The sequence below is a fragment of the Candidatus Eisenbacteria bacterium genome (genome assembly GCA_026388185.1).
GTDB lineage: Bacteria > Eisenbacteria > RBG-16-71-46 > JAFGJU01 > JAFGJU01 > JAPLKG01.
In genome coordinates this window covers 238,194-261,804 of record JAPLKG010000011.1, presented here as the reverse complement: position 1 = coordinate 261,804, position 23,611 = coordinate 238,194, and the positions used below count along the sequence as shown (strand labels likewise).

Here is a 23,611-nt window from a genome sequence, read left to right as displayed (position 1 = left end):
CAAATCACCTTGCAACGCGGAAGTGGGTCTGAGTCAGACTCATGTTCCCCGCCCTGTCTTTGACCTCGAAAGCCACCGTGTGTTCCCCTTCGGTCAACGGTTCGTCATACACGACGCTAAGTCGAGAGACCCTGGGATCCCACTCGCTCAGGACCCTCTTGCCGTCTATCGACACCTCCATCCCTTGCCACTCCAATCCGGAGCCAACGTCCCCGACAACAGCATAAGTGGGAGGCGTGGCCGAGCGTGACACGCGACCTCTGCGGGGATGCACCAGCGAAATGGATGGAGGCGCCTCATCCTTGATCAGCGCAAACTCAGAGAAGGCTCTCACGTTCGCCCCCACGGTTCCGTTCACGCTATCCACGACCGCGCCGACGTAGCTCCAATTCCTCCCAGAAGTTCTCCGATAAACACCGACCCTGTCAGCGGCCGGCACGTCGCTGTCACATCTTATGACTACCGTACCCGCCTTGTCAAAGACTACGTCAACCGGTGCAATGGAAAAAATATCGCTCGCAAACCTGAGGCCGCGGGCGAGGGACTCCCTGTCCTTCCTCTCCATGCTGACATATGTGTCCTGGTAGAAGGTCTGCGGCTTGTAAACCAAGCCCACCCCCAGGTCCGAGCTCCAGAAGTCCCCTTCCCACCCTTTTCTGACAGTACGCACGGCGAGCGGCTTTGAAGCGGCGACAGCCGCGGAGTTTTCGCCCTCGACGAAGCAGATTGCGGTGGCCGCGTCCGACAGGATCGGTTGATACTTGTAGTTGGCAGTGTAAAGCCCCTCTGACTCCTCACTCACCTGAAGCCACAACGTGTCGCCGCTCACCACGCCGATCCTGGGCCTCAAGAAATTGGGAGACACCCTCGCCAGGATTTTCGCCCACTCTTTGCTGCGCTCAACGTCAAGGTGTACGGACACGTCCTTCGGCACATAGTGCCCCAGTAACGTCCTCGTGAACGGTCTTGAGATTCGGCCTTCACCGTCCTTTGCCCAGACTCTGAAAATCCCCTCGACCTCACCCAAGTTCTCGAGACCCGGCGACGACGGAAGTTGAAGTTCCGTGGAGAAGCGGATCGGCGCCCGAGGCCGCCCAACCTGCTCTTCCCTTTCCAGTGAGACCGTTGAGAACGTTCCGTTGAGCGTCCCCATTAGATAATCCATCCGCACGCTGCGAACGTCATTCTCAGGATCCTGAACCTCTGCCTCGACCAGCAACGAAGACTCCCGCTTCCGGAGTGCAACGGAACTGATGAACGGCCTTCGATTGGCAACGAAACTCAGCAGGGCCGTGCTAACGTTTCCTCGGGCATCGCCGGCCTGTATGCGCAAAGTATGAGAGCCGGACAGACCAAGAAGGCCCGTGTCAACGACTCCGGCTCCAGGTTTGAGTCTCTCCAGGAGTCTGAGCTTGCTTCCCTCGAATCGGCAAAGATTGAACGTGTATACCTCCCCCCTCTTTGCAAGCCCGTAGTCGTAGACCAGTTCCACTTCGTGTGATCTGGAAGACTCTATCTCGTCGAACTTGCTCTCGAAGAGCACCGAATCGTCGAGGAAGAGCTTTAGCTCGTACACCGACAACCTGTTGTTCGCCTTTTCCGTTCGGTCAAAGACAGAAACCGACACGAGAAAAGCCCCGGCCAGCTCGGGAACGACCGGCGTTCCGTACGTCTCCCCTTCGCGAGAACGTTTCAAGGAAAACACGCGAGGATCGCTCTTCCCGTCTATCTCCGACTCCGATTCTAACGGAGTGAGCTTCACAAATTTGAAGGTAGGAGAAACGTGTTCCTCGAGGGGAAAAACGTCCAGCAGAGGATTGAACGCCACGTCACCGCGTCTGAGCTCGAAATGGAGATGAGGCCCGAACGAGAAGCCGGTGTTGCCCGAGTAGCCTATTGTCTCACCCGGGACGACCGGAATCTGGAACGGCGGAGGGAAGACGTCTATCTCGTAGCTTCCTCTCTCAAGTTGCTTCGAGTGCACAAAGGACTCTATCTCCCCGGAAAATCTGTCCAGATGCGCGTACAAGGCGAGCATCCCGTTGTCCAGAAGAAGTTCCACCGCCTTTCCGTAGCCGCCACCGGAGACGCGCACCCTGTACACGTAGCCCGCGCGAGCGGCAGCCACTGGCATTCCTATCTCTCCGTCCGTAGAAAGATCGATCCCGGCATGAAAGTGGCCGCTTCTGTACTCCGAGAACGTCGATGTAAGAGCGCCCACATGCTGCAGCGGAAACCGAAACCCGCTGCCGGCCGAGTCCGGCTCGGCAGAATAGACGGCAAGGGGTGTGCAGACGAGGAACAGAGTCATGCTGAACAACAAGGAGTTTCTGATGTTCATTTCTCCCGGTCCGGATCCATACTTCGCATCGGAGCGCATCTTGTCTCCGCAGCGCTCTCTCTTTCCAGGCAGAGTGAGAAGCTAGCACCGCGACGGAAGTTCTGTCAAGATGCACACCGACGCCCTTCGTGACGTGTCGACCTCCGAATGCGCAGTTACTGACAGTCAGGGTTCTGCCGCCTGACGCAGGAAACGGCCACCAGGCGCAAGAAGCCTCGCATTTTGCAAGACAAACATGCAAGTCGCTATTGCCCGCCTCAACATGTTGAACCCGAACCGGAGCGCGGATTCCCAAGTTCCGCCGTCCTCCTCTTCGAATCCTCTTTAATATCAATCAGATGCGCGTTTCTCTCTGAGCGTGCTCGTCACCAATGTGTCGATGGTACGCTTCTTGCGGCTTCCCAAACCCGTTCGCTGGCTAGCCTGCATGAGGTCTAGTGCTTCAGGCGGGTAGAAACGTAGCTCTGGAGACGAGCAGCACTGAGGATCGGTTTTTTGGAACACAAGGAGGATGGTTCAGATGCTCACGAAACGATCCACGCTCATCATTCTTGCTCTGCTTCTTGCACCTTTCGTACTGACAGGGTGTAGCAGTGACAACACAACCAGTCCCATTATCGAAACCCCGGACACGGTGCCCCCGGCGGCCCCGGTTCTCGGCACGCCAAGAACTGCCGACGGGTGGGCTAGCGTGAGGTGGCAGAAAAACACGGAAGCCGACATCGCCGGATACTACGTCTACGAATACGACCCGAGCCCCGATCGCGAGACAAGCTATCAGCGTCTGAACACTCAGTTGGTTGCCGCAAACAGCTACAAGGTGGAAGGGTTGACGACGGGGGCGACGTACTATTTCAAGATCTCGGCCGTAGACCAATCGGCCAACGAGAGTGCTCCTTCGGCGGCGCTCGCGATCACCGTATCGCCAACTTCTGCAGGTAAGGACGACACCATAAAGAGCGACTACTTGGAATAGCTCGTTGTCCCGCAGATTCCTTTGGACATAGTCGAATGGCTGGCATGAAGGGAGGGTCGGTTGACCCTCCCTTGTTGTTTCGATGTGCCCGGCAAGAGCCACCCCCGCCCAACGAGCTACAGCCACCACCAATCTATCGACTCTGGACCGCGACCCAACCGGGTGGATCACTGTTTCAGGAACACCAGTTTCCCGTGCGTCTTCAAGCCATCTACGTCCGCTTCGTACAGGTAGACCCCCGAAGCGAGCTTCCGCGAGGATTCATTTCCGCCGTCCCACGACACGGTCAGCGTACGACCTTCTCCGGCCACGGAGAGCGACGCCACCTGCCTGCCGGAGGCATCGCACACCCTTATCTTGCCGCGCTCCCCACAGCACCAGGGCACGTGAGGGGGTCTGAGCGTACACCGAAATGTGACAGTCCCGGCGAACGGATTGGGATAGGCACTGACGGCAAGCGTGGAAACACCGGCTCTCGGCAAAATCGTGAAGAAACCGTCAGTATCGTCCTGCACTTGATTTAGTAGCCGATCATACGCGATGACCCGCACTCGGCAGACGTCAGAGTACGCCGAGGGAACCTCCCACACGTAGGACTCGTCGTTGGCTTCGCCGGTGGCGATAGTGTCAGGGAAAGTGGCGCCCCCATCTACGGAGTACAGAATCGATACGGAGTCAACGCCTGCGGGAGAATATGCGATCCACACTATTTCGAAGCGACTCCCCTCTCTGAGAACCTCACCTCCGTCCGGGGCGAATACCACGGCGTAGGGCCGGACAGAAGCTCCGGCCTCGAACCCAGACTCCCCGCTCCTGCATTCGTCGTGCCTGTACATCTGCCACGCCATCAGACTGTCCACGGCCTGCGAACCTGCGAGTCGCCAGAAGTGAAGCTTCGTATCGTTGGAGCCCACGGCAAGCTCAAGCAAACCATCCTCGTCGAAATCCCAGATGCACGGCGACGACTTCACGGCTCCACCCGTGCTGCGCGGCCACCCGCTAAAAGGCGTACCTGAAGAAGACCAGACGTGAAGGTTCCTGTCGTCCGAACCGACGACTACCTCGCACTTGCCGTCCGCGTCGAGGTCGACGAGCGCGGGAGAAGACGCAACGGAACCCCCTGTCTCGACCGGCCAACCAGACAAGAGTTGGCCATTCAATTTCCACACGTACACCCGTCCGTCCGATGTTCCGCCCACAGCGTCGGGTACCCGATCGCCGTCGACGTCACCGAGCGCAAGCGAACTGGTCAGGGACGCCGAGGCAGCCCGCGGCCAGCCCGCAAGAAGCACTCCGGTGTCTTCGATTGCATACACGGTTCCGTTTGAGTCGCCAACGAAGACCTCGCTCAGACCATCGCCGTCTAGATCCACGGCGGAAGGCGCGCCGAGAAGAGCAGAACCCACCGTGATGGGCCAGCCCGGCAGAGCGCTGCCGTCGAGTTTGAGCGCGTTGAGCCTGGAGCCGGAAGTAGGAATCAGAATGACAGACGCCGTGTCTGCCCCCATGGCGGCAAGACAAGGCTGCGAGGAAGCGCGACCGGTGAGTTTGACCGGCCAGCCAGTCTCAGGCGAACCGTCTCCGGACAAGACGTACACTGTCGAATCGGCGCAACCAAACACGATCTCCCGCGCACCGTCCTCGTCAAGATCGCACAACATTGGACCCGAAATTACGGCACTTCCGAAACTCTGCGGCCAGCCCGCCTCGACACTGCCTGAGGCGCTCCACACGTGTACGTTGCCTGAACCTGTGCCTACCACAAGCTCCTGTCGTCCGTCGCCGTCGACGTCGCCGGCAGCGGGGGACGTGAGCGAGGAGCCCAAACCACACTTCGGCCAACCAGAGACCGCTTCACCGCCGGAGTCGAAAACGTAGAGACACCCGTCTGAACTCGTCACGGCCGCGTATGTCTCGAGGCCGGCTTCCACTGGCACGGGAGAACCGGTCACTTGACCCTGCGTCTTCGCTTGCCAATCGCCGGTCCCGAAGCTCAGAGCGGCGTAGGCGTCGATTCGTCCTGCCCCCAGTTGACCCGAATAGCTGGGATTGAGTGCGTCAATCGGATCGCAGGTGGAAGAAATGATGTCGAGCACGTCCGCTCTGGTACGTGAGGGGTCTTGCGAAAACACAAGAGCCGAAAGCGCCGAGACAAAGGGAGCCGCCATCGAAGTGCCGCTGTAGTAAGCGTAGGCGTGCTCGCCGGTGCTGTACTTGTAGTAAGTGCTCGCGATAGTGTCGCCGGGCGCACAGAAGTTTACCCAGGTTCCGTAGTTACTGTAGTATGGCTTCTGGTCCCTGCTGTTCGTCGCGGCCACCGCAAAACAATCTCCTCTTGTGCCCAGATAGTTCGTGGCCTGAGAAGACGTGTGATCGTTTCCCGCCGACACAACGACGATGGCACCCCGCGCTATTGCAGTGTCAACGGCTACGCCGAGCCCTCCCGAGTTGTCGTTGGCCCAGCTGCAGTTGATGACGCGTGCTCCGTTCCTGGCCGCGTAAAGAATGGCGCTGGCGCAGAAATCCATGGCCACCACGCCGGTAGGCTTTCCTGTTCCATCATCCGTGCCCCAGCCTGCGCGCACGGGCATTATCTTGCACCCGTTGGCGAGACTGGCGACGCCCGTCGTGTTGTCCGTGAGGGCGCACGCAATCCCGGCGACGTGCGTTCCGTGACCGAAGAAGTCGGAGGGATCGTTGTCGGGCGTGTCCGCGTCCTCACCCGAAAAGCCCACAACGTCCGTGACAAAATCCCAGCCTCGCACGTCGTCGATGAAACCGTTGCCGTCATCATCGACGCCCGCCGCACCATAAAACTCCGTCCAGTTTGTCCAGATGTTTCCACCTGTGTAAGGCGCAACCCCTCCCAGATCCGGATGCGACCAGTCTACTCCCGTGTCCACGATCGCCACGACTATAGACGAATCCCCCTTCTCAACGTCCCACGCTTCAGGCGCGTTTACGTCGTGGTCCAGCACCTGGTTCAGGCCCCATTGAATACTCTGGACAGAGAAGAAGTAGTCGTTGGGGTAATAGTCCACAGGATGAACTCCCACCGGCTCCACACTGGCCACACCGCGCGTCTGCCCGAGTTCGTTCATCAACGATTCGAGATCGACGTCTCCGGGAAAGGTGAGCCTCAAGAAGTTGCACGTGCCTCCGGCGTTCTTCTCACAATCCCAGGGGAAAAGCCGTTCGGCACGAAGTAGACCGCGCGCCTGAAGTAGTTCGTCCAGCCCGCGCTCGGTCGTGCTGAGCCTGCCGCCTCCGTCAAATGTCGGTTCGAGATCCTGGGCAAGCTGGACGACCAGGACTCCCTTTGCGAAAAACACGCCGGGCCGGGAGGAAATATTCGTCGTGTGAAGCCTCACGTAGGAACTGGCAGCGAAGGTACCGGCATCCACACCCGAGGGCGCCCGGACAACGGCGGTAAGGTCGCCGACGGTTGGTTGAGCCGGCTCACTCTGACACCGTTCGACACCCACACCTCCACAGAGCACAAACGCGGTCGCGAGGAACATGCTTACGCACGAAAGCGGTTTCTTCTTGAACCGAGAGCCGCTCGAGAATGGGAGAACTCCCGTCATCTGACTTCCTCCTGCTATTGTCGTCAAGCTGTTGCTCGTAGGTGTCTCGCCGTGAAATAGTCCGTTTCCCTAGTATAGCAGTTGGCGGCGTCGTGTCAAACTGTGTTACGGACGGCACCGCGCGCGACAACCGATTCGCTGATTCGGCACAAATCCGCTCGGTCACCAAACCGCGCCGTCCCTCCGCGGTCCGAGGCAGAACGTGAGGACCGCGAGGGACTCGCGGTACGTCGTGGCGCTTTCGCTTGACAGTCGGCGCGGATTGCCTACACTTGCCGGGATCAAACGACAAGCGCCTACCGGTGAGCCATATCTTCACCAGCACGGGCTCGGCTCGCGCATCGAGGAGACATCGTGGAGGAGAGCGACAAGAGAAGATTGAAGGAACTTCTGGTGGAGCACGCCCTCTCCTACGGTGATTTCGTTCTGTCTTCGGGCAAGAAGAGCCCGTATTACCTGGACGTGCGAAAGGTCAGCACGCTTCCTGAGGGCGCGTTCCTTCTTGCGAAGATTCTCCTCTCGATGCTGGGCGAAGGTGAGATCCAAGCGCTGGGCGGACCTACGATCGGCGCAGATCCAATTGCAGGGGCGGTGGCCGCCGTTAGCTTCTTCGAAGGAAGGCCGCTGCCGACCTTCCTCGTCAGGAAGGAAGTGAAGGTCCACGGGACGGGCAGAGCCATCGAGGGAAATCTGGAGAACGGATGGAAGGTGGCAATCGTGGACGACGTTGTCACAACCGCAAACTCGATTCTCTCCGCCGCGCGCACCGTAGAAGAGACGGGATGCGTGGTCGTGCGGACTCTGGCAGTCGTTGACAGAGAAGAAGGAGGCGCGGAAGAAATACGGAGTGCCGGCTACCCTTTTGACGCCATCCTGAGAGTGTCAGAGATTCTTGACGCGGGCGCAAGCGCAACTAAACGCCCCGGGAAGCCCCTCGCTTGAACCGCGCTTCCCTTGTGTGGTATAATTAGGTGAGGTGGTGTGCCTGAGCCACCGTCGGGACAGGACGAAGGAGATCCCGTGAGAACATTCTGGTTGTCAGCATGCCTCGCTGTTGTCGTTGCGGTCCTCGTATTCCACTGCCATGCTGTTTTCGCCTCCGATGGGCTCAACAAATGCGGCCCCTCGCTGAAACTACTTCTTGCCTCAAGGGTAAAGCATCCCCGGCTGGCGGAGGGCTCGCTGTCACAGGCTGCGGCCCGCGATGAATGCAACGTGACGATACGCTTCGGCAACGTACTCGCTCCGTCCGAGATAACCGGCCTCGAAGCGCAGGGCGTCAGGTTCGAAAGAATCAACGGGAACGTCTGCAGGGTCGGGACCATCTATGGCGCCTTCGTTCCCTGGGAACTCATGGATGCTCTTTCACGGCGACAGGACGTTGTGGCGGTAGAGTCGGTGTGGCACCCCCGGATACTCCCCACTCTCGACGTGAGCGGACCGGAGATACGGGCAAGCGACGTGTGGGAGCAGGCAGACGAGTTGGGCAGATCTCTGACAGGCCAGGGCGTGATCATAGCCGACTTCGACACGGGCATTGACGTCTTCCATCCGCAGTTCTGGAGAGCCGACGGTGATACATTGCAGTGGCTGGACGTGAACCTGAACGGCGTGTTTGACCCCGGCGTGGACGGAGTCGACTTGAACCAAAACGGTCTTTGCGACAACGGTGAACGTCTCAATTTCTTGGACGGGGAGATTTACGACCCGGCGCACACGTTCGGCGGAAACGGAACCAGCAACAAAGACCATATCTTCCAGGCGCACTGGGACTGGCTGTACAACGACGCCAACGACAATGGCGTCAGAGACCACGGAAGGAGTGCGGGCTTCAGCGAAAGCACTCCGACGTACGGCGAAGGGCTATTCATTCTGGCTGACGCCGACGGCGACTTGACGGTGGACCCCGGAGAAGACCTGATCGCGCTCGGCAGCTCCAAGGTCGTTGCCACGCTCAACGCCGGAAACATCGAGAGGGTTCGAGGAACAGACCTCATAGACACCGCACGGGACACGGATGGACACGGAACTTCGGTGTGCGGAATTCTTGCAGGAGGCATACGAGGCAGAAGCAGGTTCTGCGGAGTTGCACCAGATGCGGAACTGCTTGTGGGAAACTACTTCTCACAGGACTTCTCTGTGCCTGCCTTCCTCAACTGGGCGAGAACGAGGGGGGCCAAGATCGTGCTCTACGAATTCGCGGATTTCGTCTTCACTCCGCTTGACGGTTCGACAAACGATGAGCAGGCGCTCGATGCTGCCTCGGACAGTATGCTCCAGGTAACACCCGCAGGAAATCTCTGCCGTGGTTATAAGCACGCGCAGGTCACCCTGGAACCGCTGGGATCACAGAATCTCACATCGCATGCGCCCAACACGTACAGCGGTATCACGCTGACTGAGATATTCGAAACCTTGCTCTGGCGAACGCCGTCCAACAACATCTCCTTCTCGCTAACTACGCCTGAGGGTATCAGCGCCCTGTTGCTCGGCAATGGCTCCTACCAGTTCATCGGAGCCTACTGGGTCTATTCAGCGAAGGACACTTCCGCGAGAGGAACGGTTGAATTCGACGTGTACGTGTATCGTGGCGCCGGCGTCGGCGGAAGCTGGAAACTCGGCATCACAAGCGCAGCGGACTCAAGCGAGGAAGTGAATGCTTTCATTGCCGACAACGTGACGTCGTGGTCCGGAGGCATGGAGTTCACGAGCCACAGAAGCACTGACAAAACGATCTGCTGGCCCGCCACCGCTGACAGCGCGTTCACGTTGGCTTCGTACAGTACTCGTGGATATTCCAGCTACTCAGGCGTCGGAAGCGGCACGGTGCACCCGGGCCAGCTCAGCGAGTTCAGCAGCAGAGGCAAGAGAATAGACGGCTTGTCCATAATGGAGATTGCCGCTCCCGGCAACTACGACGTCTATTCCTCAAGATCACACGATGATTCCGGCGCGCCGTTCGGTGGCTTCCGTCAATTCAGCGGAACAAGCGCGGCCGGACCACACGTCGCTGCGGGAGCCGCCATCGTGCTCCAGGCTTATCCAGACCTCACGCCGGCCCAAGTCAGGGACAGAATCACTGCATCGGCGGCTCGTGACGCCTTTACCGGCCTTGATTACACGGATTCCTGGGGCTTCGGCAAGATCAAAATTCTAGACGCCGTGGCTCCTACCTTCCTGGTCGCACATGATAAGACGATAGTCATGCCCGGGCCGTCCGCTCTACGACAAAACTTCCCCAACCCGTTCAACCCCGTCACGACAGTCAGGTATGTGTTGCCTTCAAACGGAGCGAGAGAGAAGTTCGCCATACGGGTTTTCGATTCCAATGGCCGCTTCGTCAAGACAATCAAGCAAGGCGAATGGGGACCGGGGACGGTCGTCGGAGCTGCAAGCTGGCGTGGCACCGATGAGGGCGGCAGAACGGCTTCCTCTGGAATCTACTTCATCCGATTGGAGGCAAGAGGAATCTCTTCTTCCGTAAAAGCGGTTCTCCTCAGATAGGACTCAGGAATTCCACTCTACGGCTGCTGGCTACGGCCGATGACGCAGCAGAGCCCTGCTGTGCGGATTGATGGTCGTCAGTCCTTCACTCGATTATCTTGAACACCTCGTCGTGATCTCTAACTTTCTGGCTGATCTTCACTCCGATGTCCGCGCCCTTGTCAGCCTTCTGGACCGAGTCATGTTCTATCTGGATGGAATTGATGATTTCCTCCAGATCAGTCGTGTGCCCTTTGATGTGGACCTTGTCACCCACGGCCAGACTGCCACTAGTCAGCTTGATGGCAGCCACATTTATCTTGTCAAAATAGTGCTCGACGAAGCCAACCTTCTCTTCCTTCAAAACGTTCACCCCCTTCCTTGCGGCCACTATGCTGAAACTCTCTTCTTCTAAGAAGAATACGCAGTCACAACTCGTTCTTCAAGGAGAAATTGACCGAGCGAGAACAGACACCGCGTTCGTCACTACGACGGGCTCACTGGCCTCGACTCGTCACTGCGAGAACAAATCAATGATCTTAAAACCTTCAACGTCCACCAGTCCCCTGTCTGTCAGCTTGAGCTTCGGAATCACAGGCAGCGCGAGGAAAGATACGATCGTGAAGGGGTCACTGACGCCCAGGCCCAGCTCCCTGGCCGCCGCCGCGTTGAGCGTTTTGAGCTTGTCTCGCACCAGCCCCATGGGTTCCTCGCTCATGAGGCCGGCAATCGGAAGGGCCAAAGACTCCACGCATTTCCCACCGCTGCACACACAGAGCCCTCCCTGCATCTCTACTATGCGCTGCACGGCGCAGAGCATGTCGCCCTCGTCGACACCGACGACAATTATGTTGTGGGAATCGTGCGCGACACTCGACGCAAATGCGCCTCTCTTGAGGCCAAAACCCTTGACAAGACCGAGGCCGACGTTGCCGGACGCGTGATGTCTCTCAACCACTGCAAGCTTCACGATGTCCGAGGAGACGTCGGCAAACACTCGGCCGTTCCTCACGGTAGGTTTCTCGCGAAACCACTCCGTAGTGATCTGCCCCGGCACCAGACCTATGACGTTTGCCTTCCCCTCTCGCGCGGGAATCACAAAGTCTTCCACGCTCACCGCCTTGATATTCATAGAACTCCTGAGGGGATGTCTATCTCTCGATGGAAGCTCGTACACCGGGTTGCCGTCTCTCGCGACGACCTCCCCGTTCTTGAGCACAAGGCTCGCCCGGCATTCTTCGAAACTGTCGATCACCGCAATGTCGGCGTAGTAGCCAGGCGCCAGGGCCCCTATCTTCTCCAGACCGTAATACTCCGCCGCATTGAGCGAAGACATCTTCACTGCAAGCGCGGGATCGATTCCGTGTGCGACGGCGAGCTTCAACATGTGGTTCACGTGTCCCTCGCCCAACAAATCCCCGGGATGCTTGTCGTCAGTCACAAAAATAAACCTGTCTGCGTTTCGCTCGCTCACCAAGGGAAGAAGGTCGAGGAGGTTCTTACTTGCAGAACCTTCGCGCAGCATGATGTGAAAGCCTACCCTCAGCTTCTCCCTTGCCTCCTCCACGCTGACGGACTCGTGGTCAGACTGTATGCCGCCGGCGGCGTATGCGTTCAATCTGCAACCCGTCACACCTGGTGCATGGCCATCGATCCGCTTCCCGCTCGCGATCTTTATCATGTCCATCACGTCTTCGTCCCTAGTGATTACACCGTGGTAGTTCATCATTTCGCCAAGACCGAGAACCCACTTATGAGAGAGAAACGGGAACAAATCAACCGCCTTCAGCTCCGCACCGGCGGTCTCCAGATCGGTTGAAGGAACACATGAAGGAAGCATCACAAACACATTTAATGGGTTATACTTACTGGCCTTGAGGGTGAAGAGAATTCCTTCGGATCCCATTACGTTGGCAATCTCATGCGGATCGACAACCACCGTGGTCGTGCCCAGAGGCACCACGACTCTGGCAAACTCAGGGACCGAAACCATCGAGCTTTCGATGTGAACGTGCCCGTCAATCAAACCGGGACAGACGTACTTTCCCTCCACGTTTATGGAGTTCCTGCCCGAATACGATCCCACGCCAGCTATTTTCTTGCCCTGAATGCTTACGTCGGCTTTGTAGATCTCCCCGCTGAACACATTCACCACCATGCCGTTCTTCAGTACGAGATCCGCGTCCCTCTCCCCCGCCGCTACCGCTATGAGTTCTTCAATTCCCACTTGCTAGCTCCTTGGTTGAAGTGAGCCCGGCGAGACAAACCGCACCGAACCCAACACGTCCGGCGTCCAGTCTCCACAGAGCCTTCGATGCCCGAACCTCGAAATGCACAAAGCTCCGAATGCACTAACCTCGGCACGTGCGACACCTCTTGATCAGGAGTGCCGTCCCGTTCCGGATGCTAGAAATATAGCGAGGAACACGAAGAAATGTCAAACCAAAAGGTCGGCGGCAAGGCGCCAGGACGGCGACAGTGAGGAAATTCTAGAAAAGGCCGGCACGATGGGACATCGCCAGACGCGAGCGAAGCCAGAGAGTGAGTTCAATGTACGGCCTGGGCGGGAAAAGTCGCACCAAAAGCAAATGGGTCTTCAGGGGAGGCGTCGCTTCCGCGCCAGCACTGCTGCCGTGCTGACAGGCAAGATGCGGATTGTTTGGTAGGTCTGTTATTTTTGGCAGCTTATCTCCCGGACCCGAGGGCTGCTGACGGGAGAGGCTGACACTTCCGCGACGCCCGCCCGGAAAACCCAGGCAAGACGGACCCTATATTTTCTGTTCATGTTCATTATTCCGCATCCGCTCCTATTTGTCAAGAGAAAACGGTCGATACTTCCGTGACTCCTCACTCCACCACCATCCACGCCTCTTTCCGCCGAGAGTGCTTCGTCTGATTTTCTCGCCGGCGCAGGAAGCCCCTGCCGGCGCGTTGCATTTGACTTCGACGGCGCGCGATGATACATTGGCTGTGTCGCTTGCATGGCTCCTCGGGTTGCGTTCATCACGGCCGTTCCGGGCGTCTTGCCCGGTGCCGCGTGGAACGGCCTGAAGAGCATGGCAAGATAGGAGTGACAAAGCGTGAGAGAGAATACTATTGATGTCGAAAAAGTTGCACACGAGGATTGCTTGTTTGCGCTCCGGTTCACTGAGGAGCTGAACGGTGCAGGCACCTTTGACCAGCTCGTAGAGATTATCCTTCTTAACTTGGCCACCGCTCTCTCTGCGGAGAGGTCGGCTCTTTTTCTCTTCAACAGGCTGAACACCTCGCTCTCCGGGTTCGTCAATCGTCCTTCCCACGACACGGCATTCTCGAACATCAAATTGCCGGTCGAAGAGCCCTTTATCGCTTCTCTGATTCACTCCGGAGTCCCCACGATGGGACGCAAAGAGGTTGTCGAGGGAAGGCTCGATCAGCGGCTCAAGGACTTTCTCAAAACCAGTCTGAACTCGAGCCTCTGCGTGCCGCTCTTGGGCGAAGAAGGTGGCTTCGGCGTGATATGTGCGTTCGATAAGCGAGCCGGCGAGGAATTTTCCAACAGAGACCTCTCGCTTGCCGCGGCAATGGCCGCACCGATTTCCCTGGCCCTGAGGCTTTCCAGCAACAAGAACGAGCTCAGAAAGAGCGTGCTAGAGTGGGAGATGCTATATGAAGTCGGCAGGGCCGTGGGGTCTTCATTTGACGTTCAGGCCGTCCTCAACTCCGTGCTGGAGGCGCTGCACATGGTGCTTCGATATGAGGCCGCCGGAATCTACTTGATTCGTTCCGACACGATGGAAATACGAGCCATAACTACGAAAGGCTACGACCCGGGGGTCGAGGAAAAGATCAAGTTGAAGGTCGGCGAGGGTCTCGTCGGATGGGCCGTGAAGACCGGTCGTGGTCTGATCGTTCCCGAGACGCAGAACGATCCGAGGTACTATCAGGTGAGGTCCGCGACCAATTCAGAAATGGTCGTTCCGCTGACCGCCGGAGACGCCGTGATTGGCGCCTTCAACGTGGAGAGCGACAAGCACAACGCGTACACGGAGGACCACCTGGAGTTGCTGACGGCCTTCGCAAACCAGGTGGGAATCTTGATAGAACGCACCAGACTCCACGACGAACTGGAGAAAAGGCGCTGGATCGAGGACGAACTCAAGATTGCCCGCCAAATCCAGACGAGCTTTCTCCCCTCCTCGTGCCCCGCGCTCACGGACTTCGAAGTGTGCGGAACAAACATTTCGTACGAGGAAGTCGGGGGTGATTATTACGATTTCATAAACATAGTGAAACATCAAATCGGCATCGCAATCGCCGACGTGTCGGGAAAGGGCATCCCCGCCTCACTGATAATGGCGAGTTACAGAGCGAGCCTCAGGGCGGAGATAAGAAACAACTACGCCATAAGGACAATCCTGGCCAAGGTCAACGCCCTTCTCTGCGAAAGCGTCGAGAGCGGGGCTTTCGTCACTGCTTTCTACGGTGTCCTTGACACGAAGAACAAGGTACTCACATTTTCAAACGCCGGCCACTACCCGCCCATTCTCATAAGAAAAGACGGCCGGATGGAGCTCCTCACCGAAGGAGGACCGGTCTTGGGTGTCATCCCCGGCACAAGTTACGAGGAGAGACCCGTGGGCCTCTCGAGCGGCGACCTACTGGTCCTCTACACCGACGGCGTGATCGACGCAATGAATGTCTCGCGCGAACAATTCGGGCAGGAGCGGCTCGAAAGGCTACTGCTTTCTTCAATCGACGCGCCCGCGGAAGCAGTGATGCAGCGCATAATCGATGAGGTCGCCTCGTTCAGAGGAGCCGCAAAACAGAACGACGACCTCACACTGGTCGTGTTGAAGGCACGTTGACAGACTTTTCCCCGTGAGGGCATGCCGAGTGCTAACGCAGCGCTTCAGCTTTCGCCGCTGAGAAATCCCGATGAACGCTCATCCGTTCGAAAATCTCTTCCTCCATCAGAGGCCGACCGGTGGAGATAAGCTCGGCGATGTTCCTCCCGACACCCGGCCCCATCATCAATCCCTGTCCGCACGCGCCGACGGCCAAGAACAGACCTTCGGGCTCTGCAACCTTGCCGATTATGGGATTGCCGTCGGGAGTCATCGGGTAAAGACCTCTCCAGCACCTTCGAACGAGTAGGTTTCTGAGCCTCGGCATCAACTCCACAAGCCTCCTACCCACGCTGGGCATGAACTCGGAAAGGCTTCTTCTTTCCCCGCCGACGAACGGATCAGCGGGGGTGTAGCAAAAAATGATCTGCCCCTCGGAGGTCTGGCCGAAATAGAAGTTCGAGCTCTTCCCGTCGGACCCGGGCCTCATGTCCACAACAAGGGGTTCGAGGAACATCTGAACGGGAGCCGAGATTCCACCTTCGTGACTGTCGGGGACAACCGGAATGTCCTGGCCGCACAATTTGCCCAACTCCCTCGCACGGGCGCCCGCTGCGTTTAGGAGAATTCCCGAAGAATAGTCGTTCATGTTTGTGCGAATCGCCTTTATCTTTCCTCGACTCTGCGTGACCTCTACGATTTCCTCCTGAAACGCGAACTTCACGCCTTTCGATACGCAGAGCCTGTAATAGGAGCTCGCCACAAGCAGAGGAGAGACCTGGCCGTCGTCGGGCGAATAGGTTCCTCCCCTGAGTTCATTCGGATTCACGCCGGGAATGAGCCTCTTTATCGTCGCGGGGTCGACCCAGTCGATGTTGAGATCGAATTTCTTCTGGACGGGCAGAATCCCCTTGAGTGTCTTCTCTTCGGACTCTCGGTAAACGGGAAAGCAATAACCCCCCTTCTTCCACCCTACGTCCTCCCCGCGATCATCTTTCCACGAAGAGAAAACCTTGAGACTCTCCTGGCAGAGCCTTATCTTGGCAGGGTCAGAATGCGTCGCCCTCGCGCCTCCTATGGCGGCCTTGTTCTGACCCTGGCCGACCGAAGGCTCCTTCTCTATCACGCAGACGCTGAGTCCCTTGTCTGCCAGATAGCAGGCGCTAGGAAGTCCGACGCTACCTGCGCCGGCCACTATGACATCGTAATTCTCCACTAAGCTAGTTCCCCTGGCTCTCTCGCTTCTCTCGGCAGTCTCAGCCTCCGCTCTTCTCGTTCTTGCATCCGCAGAAGGCAGCCAGCGGCACCTCTGCTTCAAAGGGCCGATACGTCGACGGCGTCACTTCAGAAAGCCTTATCCCTTCTTCCCTGCAAATCCCGAGGATAAGTTCCCTGCAAGTTTTCCCTCCACACGATCCCATCCCGGGCCTCAGTACGGCCTTGAGGTGGTTCATGTCCCTCACGCCGGCCCTGAGCTGCTCTACGATCGCCTTCCTCCCGACCCTTTCGCAGCGGCAGATAATGATGTCTTCATCTTCAATGGAGGCCGTTTTCGCAGACGCGCCGACCTTGCCCGTGTCCGCGCAGATTTCGCCCGGGATCGGAGATTCCTCTTCTTGAATTCTTATCCCGGCGACCGATAGAGCATCCGCGTACGGAACCTCGAGCAGGACGAGCCTGCACCTATTCTGCGTGGGATTGTTCTTCACGGCCACCACGGTTCCGTGGCCCAACCGCTTCCCCTCGAAATCCGCGGTTTCGACTTGCTTTCCTTCAGGAATCACTTCCTCCGAGAATTCGAAGGGCACGGTGAGGAGGGCGACTTTCCCTTCGGGGTCGTAATCAAGCTCCACCATCACGATGGCAAGACCCGGGCAGCCTGCAACGCACCTCGCGCAGCCGAGGCACGCCCGCCTGAACTGAGGTCTCCCCATGAGCGAATCACCGGGAATGAATATCGCCTTCTTGGGGCAGACTTTGGTGCAGGGGTTGCACGGGATCTCCTGAACGCATCTGATCACGGGGAATCTCAACAGGCCCGGCGGAGGCGCGTCCGGTTCGTGCACGGGGCCCGGCTTGCTGCGCAACACGCAGGCGAGTCCTTCCCATTCAGGAGGAATGTCGCATTCCACGTTGAGCCGACGCGCAATCTTGCGGCCAAGGAGCTTCCCGCTGAAAATGGCTGCGCTCGCTTCGGCAATCTCCTCCGAATCTCCGGCCGCGTAAACCTCCATGCCGCACTCTTTGGCCTGGAGAAACAGTTCGTTTACAGAGGAAAGACCGACGGCAATGAGGATTGTGTCAACTTTGAAGGATTTCTCAGTGCCTGCGATGGGCTTAAAGTCCTTGCCGCACCGGGCGATTGTGACGCCGGTCACTCGGCCCTTTCCTTCTGCTCTGACTACGGTGTGGGAAGTGAAAACGGACACGCCAAGCCTTCTGATCTTGTCGAGGTGCACCTTGTAACCGGTACACTCCGGCAGGGCTTCGCACAGTCCGGCAACCTTGATGCCGGCCTGAAGCGCATGATAGCTTCCTATCAGACCGACGTTCCCACCGCCCACGACAAAGAGCTTCTCTGCGGGTCTCACCAAGTCCCTGTTGGCGAGAGTCTGAAATGCACCCGCGCCGTACACGCCGGGCAAGTCACAACCGACAAAACCAAGGCTCTTCTCTCGTGCCCCGCACGCTACAAGAAGAATCTTGGGTGAGACGAGAACGTACCGCCCGGAACGAAGGACTCCGACCTTTCTGTCCAGGAACACTCCGACGGCAAGTGATTGAGTCCACACCTCCACGTTGGAGAGCTCGGCCAATTGTCTGGATAAGAGCTCTGCAATGTCAATCCCTCTCGTGCCAGCGAAACAATCAGTTCTGGAGCCGAAGAATTGATGCGTCTGAAGGGTCAGTTTTCCCCCGAGCGCCGGCTTGTCGTCGATGAGAATTACGTTCAGACCAAGCTTCCCAAGCTCGATACTTGCGCAGAGGCCTGCGGGGCCGGCGCCGATGACGAGCACTTCCGTGTCAAACTGGGGAACCTCCTCGAAAGAAACGGGCTCATCGAACTCGGGGAGCGAAGGCAGGCCCTCGCAGCTTCGCACATCGATGTCCTTCCGGACGAGAGTCATACATGCCTTGACAGGCACGCCGTCCGCGATGACCAGGCACTGAGAACACTGGCCGTTCACGCAGAATATTCCCTGGGGACTCCCGTCCCTGGGATGATGGCCGAATTCATGAACGCCGTTCGCGAAAAGCGCCGAGGATATGACTTCGCCTTCCTTGGCGGTGAGTTTCGTGCCGTTAAACGTGAACGGAATCTCCCGCCTCTCGACGACGTCTATTATGGGATGATTTGTGATTCTTGCTGCTGAACTCATCTTTGTTTTGCGGCATGGCGCGCAAACGCCGGCGACTTCCCGGAACCCGAGGTTGGCGCAAACATCAGAGTGAGAACGGGTGTCCTCACGAGGTTGCCGTAGCAGCTTCTTCCCCCACTGGGGCGAGATGCTCCTTCAGTGTTCGGATAATCATTTCGTCACTGAAGTATTTCTGTTGCATCGCACCCGACGGACACATCGCGACACAGGTGCCGCAACCCTTGCATTCTTTCTCGTTGACGGACGAAATGAGCGCTCCGCGCTCCTTCTTGTAGCTCACGCGTGGAGCGGCATAGAGACAAACTTCTTCGCACTTTCCGCATCCACGGCATAGCTCTTCGTTCACGGCAGCAACGATATTCACGAGAGTGCCTTCGATCTGAGTCTCCGCGGTCCCGGTCTGCCGACCCGCCTCAGGCTTGGCGTCCGAAGTTGTCGCAGAAAGTGACAGGACGGCGCGCGCGCCGTCGAGAGAGTCGCGCGCGTCCTCGGGAACTCGTACCACAAAAGGAAAGATCTCGCTCCGAGAGCTCCCGAACACCATGACTTCTTTCTCACATTCCTGAATGCAGAGCTCGCACTCGAAGCACGGACCACAGCGCATGCACCTCAGCGCTTCTTCCATGGCCGCGGCCTCGGTGAAGCCGAGTTCGATTTCCTCGAAATTCCCTTTGAAACTCTTGACCTCGTGCTTCTCTATGGACTTTCTGGGAAGAACGGGCGGCTCGGGCGGCTTAAGCTCGTATTCGCGTCTCGTCTCACCCATCCCCGGCGGAAGAACCATCCGTTCTCCACTCAAGAAACTGTGTATGGCGGAGGCCGCCCTGTGACCTGAGGCTATTGCCCCGACAACGGTGGCCGGACCGGTCACGGCGTCACCGGCGGCATAAACTCCTTCCATAGAGCTTCTGAGCGTCTCGCTGTTTGTTTCCACGGTATTCCAGCGCGTGATCTTGAGGTCTTTCATCTCCTGCGCAAAGGACACGTCAGGTTGTTGGCCTATGGCACTTATGACGTGATCGATTTCCACGACGTATTCGGAACCCTCAATCGGAACCGGCCGTCGTCTACCGCTGGCGTCCGGCTCGCCGAGCTGCATCTTCTGGAGCTTCATGGCCGTAACCTTGCCGTCCTTCCCAATGACCTCGACGGGGGCCACCAGTAGGTGTACCTTAACGCCTTCGTGTTTTGCCTCCTCCACTTCCGTCTTCGCTGCAGGCATCTCTTTTTCAGTTCGGCGATAGAAGATCTCGACGGATTCCGCGCCCACTCTGACCGCCGCCCTCGCCGAGTCAACGGCCGAGCTTCCTCCGCCGATCACGGCGACTTTGCCGGAGAGACCGGGATGTTTACCTTCGTTCACTTTGAAGAGAAAACCCAGACAATCGTGGACGCCGTTCAGCTCTTCACCAGGCACGCCGAGCTTGAGACTCTTGTAGGCGCCTATGGCAAGTAGGAAGGCCTTATAGCCTTCGGCCTTGAGAGAGTCGAGCGTGACATCTTTTCCGAAGGTGGTGCCAGTCTTGATGGTCACGCCCAGGTCCTTGATCGCGGCTATTTCGATATCAATGATGCGGCGCGGAAGCCTGAAGGTGGGAATCCCCGAGTAGAGCATCCCGCCCGGTTTGGGCAGCGCCTCGAACACTGTGACAGGATAACCCTTGAGTACCAGGTCCTTGGCAGCAGTTAGGCCGGCAGGCCCGGCGCCGACGATGGCGATCTTTTCCTTCCGCCATACGTTGGCGGGCTTGACCTTGTCCCTTCCGCGGCGAAGCTCATAGTCCGCCGCGAAGCGCTTCAGCCACGCTATGGCAACAGGGTCATCGCGCTCGCTCCGATTGCACTTGTCTTCACACGGATGCGTGCAGACGCGTCCACAGATTCCGGGAAAAGGATTCGGTTCGCTCGCCACGGCAAGGGCTTCGTCGAATCTGCCCGTCGCAATCAGAGAAACATACGCTTTGACGTTCGTCCCGATCGGGCAGGCCTGACTACAGGGAGACGGCTGGACAAGTTCAGCACAATCCTCGCGCTCGTGAGAAGCTGACGTAACAAGAACCCTCGAATCAGAGGTGACGACATCTTCGTTCATTTCTCATCCGACTCCGTTGATTCGACTCCGTTGTCTTCGAGGTCGCCCCTCTATGTTATCACGAGGAGGCCACCCTGCATGGGAAGTAACTCACTCAGCATCAAGAGCGCAGTCTTCCAGTGCTGGAAGCACGCCCCGCTGGCCACCCCTTATCATCATACTGCTCAGGTGCTGGACGGGTCCTCCGCTCCTGGGGCACCCGACTTGGCGCATGCAATCAAACTAGACGAGTCTACCCTGTCGCCGGCCCCTGGTCAAGGCAAATGCTGCGCGGCACACCCTCTTGACACCACCTTGATCTTGTGACAGGCTTCGTAGGACGGGGTGTGTCTTCTTTACTGGCATCAAAAGCTGCACGCCTTCATGTACAAGGAGTCTATCCGCTTGACCTGAGTGTTGCGACAGCGAGGATCTGTGGACAAACAAGACCGACGCTGACAATGCTGCTAGGTATGTGCCGTTCCAACGAAAGCAATCCGTCTTTCCAGGAAGAATCATGGGGACAAAGAGTGAGTCTAAGCGCCGAACCAAGACGCTGCTGTCTCCTTGAGAATGGTGGACTATGTTCAAAGTATCATTGCCTCTATAGAACCAGATGAGTCCATCGAAGAAGAGGTGTCTGAGGAAGACTGGCAACAACTCAGAAAATCGGTCGGTGATCTTTTCTCGCAGCTTGACTCGGAGTACCACGTTTGTCGCACGGCGTATGCTCGCAGAACCGATCCGCATTACGACAGAGCTTTTGATGAGTATTATGTCAAAGCGCAATTGTACTGGTGCAGCGTCAGGGGAGATCGCTATCTTGTGCATGATATACCTTTTCTCCGGTTCTTGTTGTCACCCCACGATGACGTGCTCAGAGAGCTATTTGGTATCAGTTTCCAAGGACTGATCGATTCAATTCAGAAGATCCAGGATTCACTGACACTTGGTCTCGGCATACTTAGCAGAGATTTTCGTCAGTTCCATGCAGTCACCACCAGGGAGCTTGAGAAAAAGATCGAAGTGCTGCAATCGGTATCGCGGGAGAACCTGCGTGGTTTAACGTCTAAAGTGATTGAGGAAAACGCTTGGGAGGAACGGCGAGACAGTGTTCTGGGAAGGCTTCTCGGACTTGATCTCTTTGACCGCAACCACGATCAAATCGGCAAGATATCAAAGAACAACTTTGAGCATGTCACCGTATGCGCCATCACACTTGATACCTTTAGTGAATTGGCAGCACGGGTAGAGCATCTAAGAAGGATCGGCATGGATGTCGGAGAGCACCCAGCGTGGTCTGTATCCATAAGCGATCTAATGGTGTACGCCGACATTTTTGATAATCCGCTATCTTTCCTCCACTATGTTGAGCAGAGGCTGATGCGCTAAGGAGCAACAGGCTCAGTGCTGCCAAAAGCGCCCGCGGGAAGATCCGTCGAAACGATCCGTGTCCTTGTGGAACTGGAAAAAAGTACAAGAGGTGTTGCCTGTCGTCTAATCACTGAGCTTCCGCCGTGCGACTGATACACATAACAACCGCTTGGAGTCTGACGAGCAAACATGAGGTGCACATTAGGCGGTCTTTTCTCGAAGCTCTTTGGTCGCGTGGCGGCCGCCGCTGAACACGACCGCTCAGGTGACCCAGCCCGATGCCTTTGAACCGCAGTGACGTCTCTCTTGCAGCTCCGGCCAATGTGATATAGACTATGCCACATGGACGAGCAGCTCGCATTTCTGAAATCCATTGTCTCTCGACTGAATTCCATCCACATACCCTACATGCTGACAGGTTCTATGGCCATGGCTGTCTATGCTCCGCCAAGGATGACACGTGACATCGACTTTGTGATCGAGTGCCAGCCGCAGGACGCGGAACGGCTCGCGAAGTTGTTTGAGTCGGATTCCTACGTTGACGTAGGCAGTATTCGTGAAGCCGCAACGCAGAGATCTATGTTCAACATTATTCACAACAAGTGGATCATCAAGGCTGATTTCATTGTTCGAAAGGGCGATGAATATCGAGAGGAAGAGTTCGGACGGCGGCGTCCATTTGATGTCGAGGGAACCACGATATACGTGGTGACCCCGGAGGACCTGATCCTATCGAAGCTGGTTTGGTCGAGGGAATCTTCGTCAGAGCTTCATCTGCGCGACACCCGTGCCATCATTGACAATGTCACTAACCTTGACTGGGCCTATCTGGAACGCTGGGCCGTTGCTTTGTGTGTGGCGCAGCTTCTGCACGAGGTTCGACATGGATGAGCATGTTACGCGATATATCGAGACGAATTTTCAGAAGATGATCATGAGCCAGTCGCCCGGGACGCGAGTGGCAATGGCCTGTCGCATGTTTTCTACGGGCGTGGCACTGGTACAGGCGGGGCTGCGGGGCCAAACTCACGGGCGGATCGAGGACCTTCGCCCACTGGTTTTCCTCAGGCTTTACGGGCACGAGTTGAGCTCATCCCAGCGGGTTGAGATCCTTATGCACTTCGAGGCGAGCTGATCTGGCCACACAACTGGCGGTGCGCTTCGAGACTCACAGGTGATGTCCACCGCGCCGGCCCGATGAAGTTACACTGCCACTGACGGGCTCGCCGCCGGGGATGCAGAGAACAAGGTTCCCGTGCCGAAGTTGATCGTGCTGGATTCGACAGCAAAGGAATACATGAGGGTGCTCGCCGGCCCACCTGAGACGGTGACGATGCGCTCCGGCCTTGTCGTGCTAACCTCTGGCAAATCGGTCGGGACCCACAACACGGATAACTATGAGGAAGTCCTCGTCGTGCTGGAGGGTAAGGGCAAGATGGTGATCACCGGTGGCGCCACGTTGCAGCTCAAGTCCGGTGCCGTGGCCTACTGCCCTCCCAAGACCGAGCACAACGTCTCTTGCACGGGGCCCGGGCGATTGAAATATCTGTACATCGTGGCACGCGCCGAATGA

At 57.5% G+C, this 23,611-nt stretch carries 16 protein-coding genes; 9 read left to right on the top strand and 7 right to left on the bottom strand.

Features of this window, described 5'->3' with window-relative positions:
- Positions 1-4: 4 nt before the first annotated feature.
- Positions 5-2,341, bottom strand: a complete 2,337-nt coding sequence (locus tag NTX17_06780) for a M23 family metallopeptidase (protein MCX5801076.1) — start codon at positions 2,339-2,341, stop codon at positions 5-7.
- Positions 2,342-2,861: 520 nt separating this feature from the next.
- Between NTX17_06780 and NTX17_06775 the strand changes: the two genes are divergently transcribed.
- Positions 2,862-3,317 (top strand): fibronectin type III domain-containing protein, encoded by a 456-nt coding sequence (locus NTX17_06775; protein MCX5801075.1) that lies wholly within the window; start codon positions 2,862-2,864, stop codon positions 3,315-3,317.
- Between the two features lie 167 nt (positions 3,318-3,484).
- On the opposite strand, the gene NTX17_06770 is transcribed toward NTX17_06775, so the two are convergent.
- Positions 3,485-6,904: a S8 family serine peptidase gene (locus tag NTX17_06770; GenBank protein ID MCX5801074.1), complete on the bottom strand. Its 3,420-nt coding sequence runs from the start codon at positions 6,902-6,904 to the stop codon at positions 3,485-3,487.
- Positions 6,905-7,258: 354 nt separating this feature from the next.
- Between NTX17_06770 and pyrE the strand changes: the two genes are divergently transcribed.
- Entirely contained in the window at positions 7,259-7,846 is a 588-nt protein-coding gene (gene pyrE, locus NTX17_06765; protein MCX5801073.1) for an orotate phosphoribosyltransferase, read from the top strand.
- Between the two features lie 411 nt (positions 7,847-8,257).
- The gene (locus tag NTX17_06760; protein MCX5801072.1) at positions 8,258-10,408 is read left to right on the top strand and encodes a S8 family serine peptidase; all 2,151 of its coding nucleotides are present in this window, start codon (positions 8,258-8,260) and stop codon (positions 10,406-10,408) included.
- Between the two features lie 85 nt (positions 10,409-10,493).
- On the opposite strand, the gene NTX17_06755 is transcribed toward NTX17_06760, so the two are convergent.
- The gene (locus NTX17_06755) at positions 10,494-10,760 is read right to left on the bottom strand and encodes a hypothetical protein (protein ID MCX5801071.1); all 267 of its coding nucleotides are present in this window, start codon (positions 10,758-10,760) and stop codon (positions 10,494-10,496) included.
- A gap of 141 nt (positions 10,761-10,901) precedes the next feature.
- Positions 10,902-12,614, bottom strand: a complete 1,713-nt coding sequence (ade, locus tag NTX17_06750) for an adenine deaminase (GenBank protein MCX5801070.1) — start codon at positions 12,612-12,614, stop codon at positions 10,902-10,904.
- 853 nt (positions 12,615-13,467) lie between these two features.
- On the opposite strand from ade, the gene NTX17_06745 reads away from it, so the two are divergent.
- Positions 13,468-15,234, top strand: coding sequence for a SpoIIE family protein phosphatase (locus NTX17_06745; protein MCX5801069.1), 1,767 nt, complete (start codon positions 13,468-13,470; stop codon positions 15,232-15,234).
- A gap of 31 nt (positions 15,235-15,265) precedes the next feature.
- On the opposite strand, the gene NTX17_06740 is transcribed toward NTX17_06745, so the two are convergent.
- The 3 genes from NTX17_06740 to NTX17_06730 form a co-directional block, all read right to left on the bottom strand.
- Positions 15,266-16,429 carry an FAD-dependent oxidoreductase gene (locus NTX17_06740; protein MCX5801068.1) on the bottom strand — a complete coding sequence of 388 codons (1,164 nt, stop codon included), beginning with the start codon at positions 16,427-16,429 and terminating at the stop codon, positions 15,266-15,268.
- A gap of 40 nt (positions 16,430-16,469) precedes the next feature.
- Positions 16,470-18,593 carry an FAD-dependent oxidoreductase gene (locus NTX17_06735; GenBank protein MCX5801067.1) on the bottom strand — a complete coding sequence of 708 codons (2,124 nt, stop codon included), beginning with the start codon at positions 18,591-18,593 and terminating at the stop codon, positions 16,470-16,472.
- 85 nt (positions 18,594-18,678) lie between these two features.
- Positions 18,679-20,685 carry an FAD-dependent oxidoreductase gene (locus tag NTX17_06730; protein MCX5801066.1) on the bottom strand — a complete coding sequence of 669 codons (2,007 nt, stop codon included), beginning with the start codon at positions 20,683-20,685 and terminating at the stop codon, positions 18,679-18,681.
- Between the two features lie 546 nt (positions 20,686-21,231).
- On the opposite strand from NTX17_06730, the gene NTX17_06725 reads away from it, so the two are divergent.
- From NTX17_06725 to NTX17_06705, 5 genes are all read left to right on the top strand, one after another.
- On the top strand, positions 21,232-22,056 hold the full coding sequence (locus NTX17_06725) for a hypothetical protein (GenBank protein ID MCX5801065.1): 825 nt from the start codon (positions 21,232-21,234) through the stop codon (positions 22,054-22,056).
- Between the two features lie 41 nt (positions 22,057-22,097).
- Positions 22,098-22,172, top strand: a complete 75-nt coding sequence (locus tag NTX17_06720) for an SEC-C metal-binding domain-containing protein (protein MCX5801064.1) — start codon at positions 22,098-22,100, stop codon at positions 22,170-22,172.
- Between the two features lie 208 nt (positions 22,173-22,380).
- The gene (locus tag NTX17_06715; GenBank protein MCX5801063.1) at positions 22,381-22,929 is read left to right on the top strand and encodes a hypothetical protein; all 549 of its coding nucleotides are present in this window, start codon (positions 22,381-22,383) and stop codon (positions 22,927-22,929) included.
- A complete protein-coding gene (locus tag NTX17_06710) occupies positions 22,922-23,173 on the top strand; it encodes a hypothetical protein (protein MCX5801062.1) in 252 nt (83 codons plus the stop codon). Before NTX17_06715 ends, NTX17_06710 begins: the two co-directional genes overlap by 8 nt.
- 120 nt (positions 23,174-23,293) lie before the next feature.
- The gene (locus NTX17_06705) at positions 23,294-23,611 is read left to right on the top strand and encodes a cupin domain-containing protein (GenBank protein MCX5801061.1); all 318 of its coding nucleotides are present in this window, start codon (positions 23,294-23,296) and stop codon (positions 23,609-23,611) included.

Coding starts and splice junctions, on each gene's coding strand:
- NTX17_06780 (MCX5801076.1), bottom strand. CDS start 2,341: ATGAACATCAGAAACTCCTTGTTGTTCAGCATGACTCTGTTCCTCGTC.
- NTX17_06710 (MCX5801062.1), top strand. CDS start 22,922: ATGGATGAGCATGTTACGCGATATATCGAGACGAATTTTCAGAAGATG.
- NTX17_06730 (MCX5801066.1), bottom strand. CDS start 20,685: ATGAACGAAGATGTCGTCACCTCTGATTCGAGGGTTCTTGTTACGTCA.
- NTX17_06770 (MCX5801074.1), bottom strand. CDS start 6,904: ATGACGGGAGTTCTCCCATTCTCGAGCGGCTCTCGGTTCAAGAAGAAA.
- NTX17_06735 (MCX5801067.1), bottom strand. CDS start 18,593: ATGAGTTCAGCAGCAAGAATCACAAATCATCCCATAATAGACGTCGTC.
- NTX17_06775 (MCX5801075.1), top strand. CDS start 2,862: ATGCTCACGAAACGATCCACGCTCATCATTCTTGCTCTGCTTCTTGCA.
- NTX17_06760 (MCX5801072.1), top strand. CDS start 8,258: ATGGATGCTCTTTCACGGCGACAGGACGTTGTGGCGGTAGAGTCGGTG.
- NTX17_06715 (MCX5801063.1), top strand. CDS start 22,381: ATGGACGAGCAGCTCGCATTTCTGAAATCCATTGTCTCTCGACTGAAT.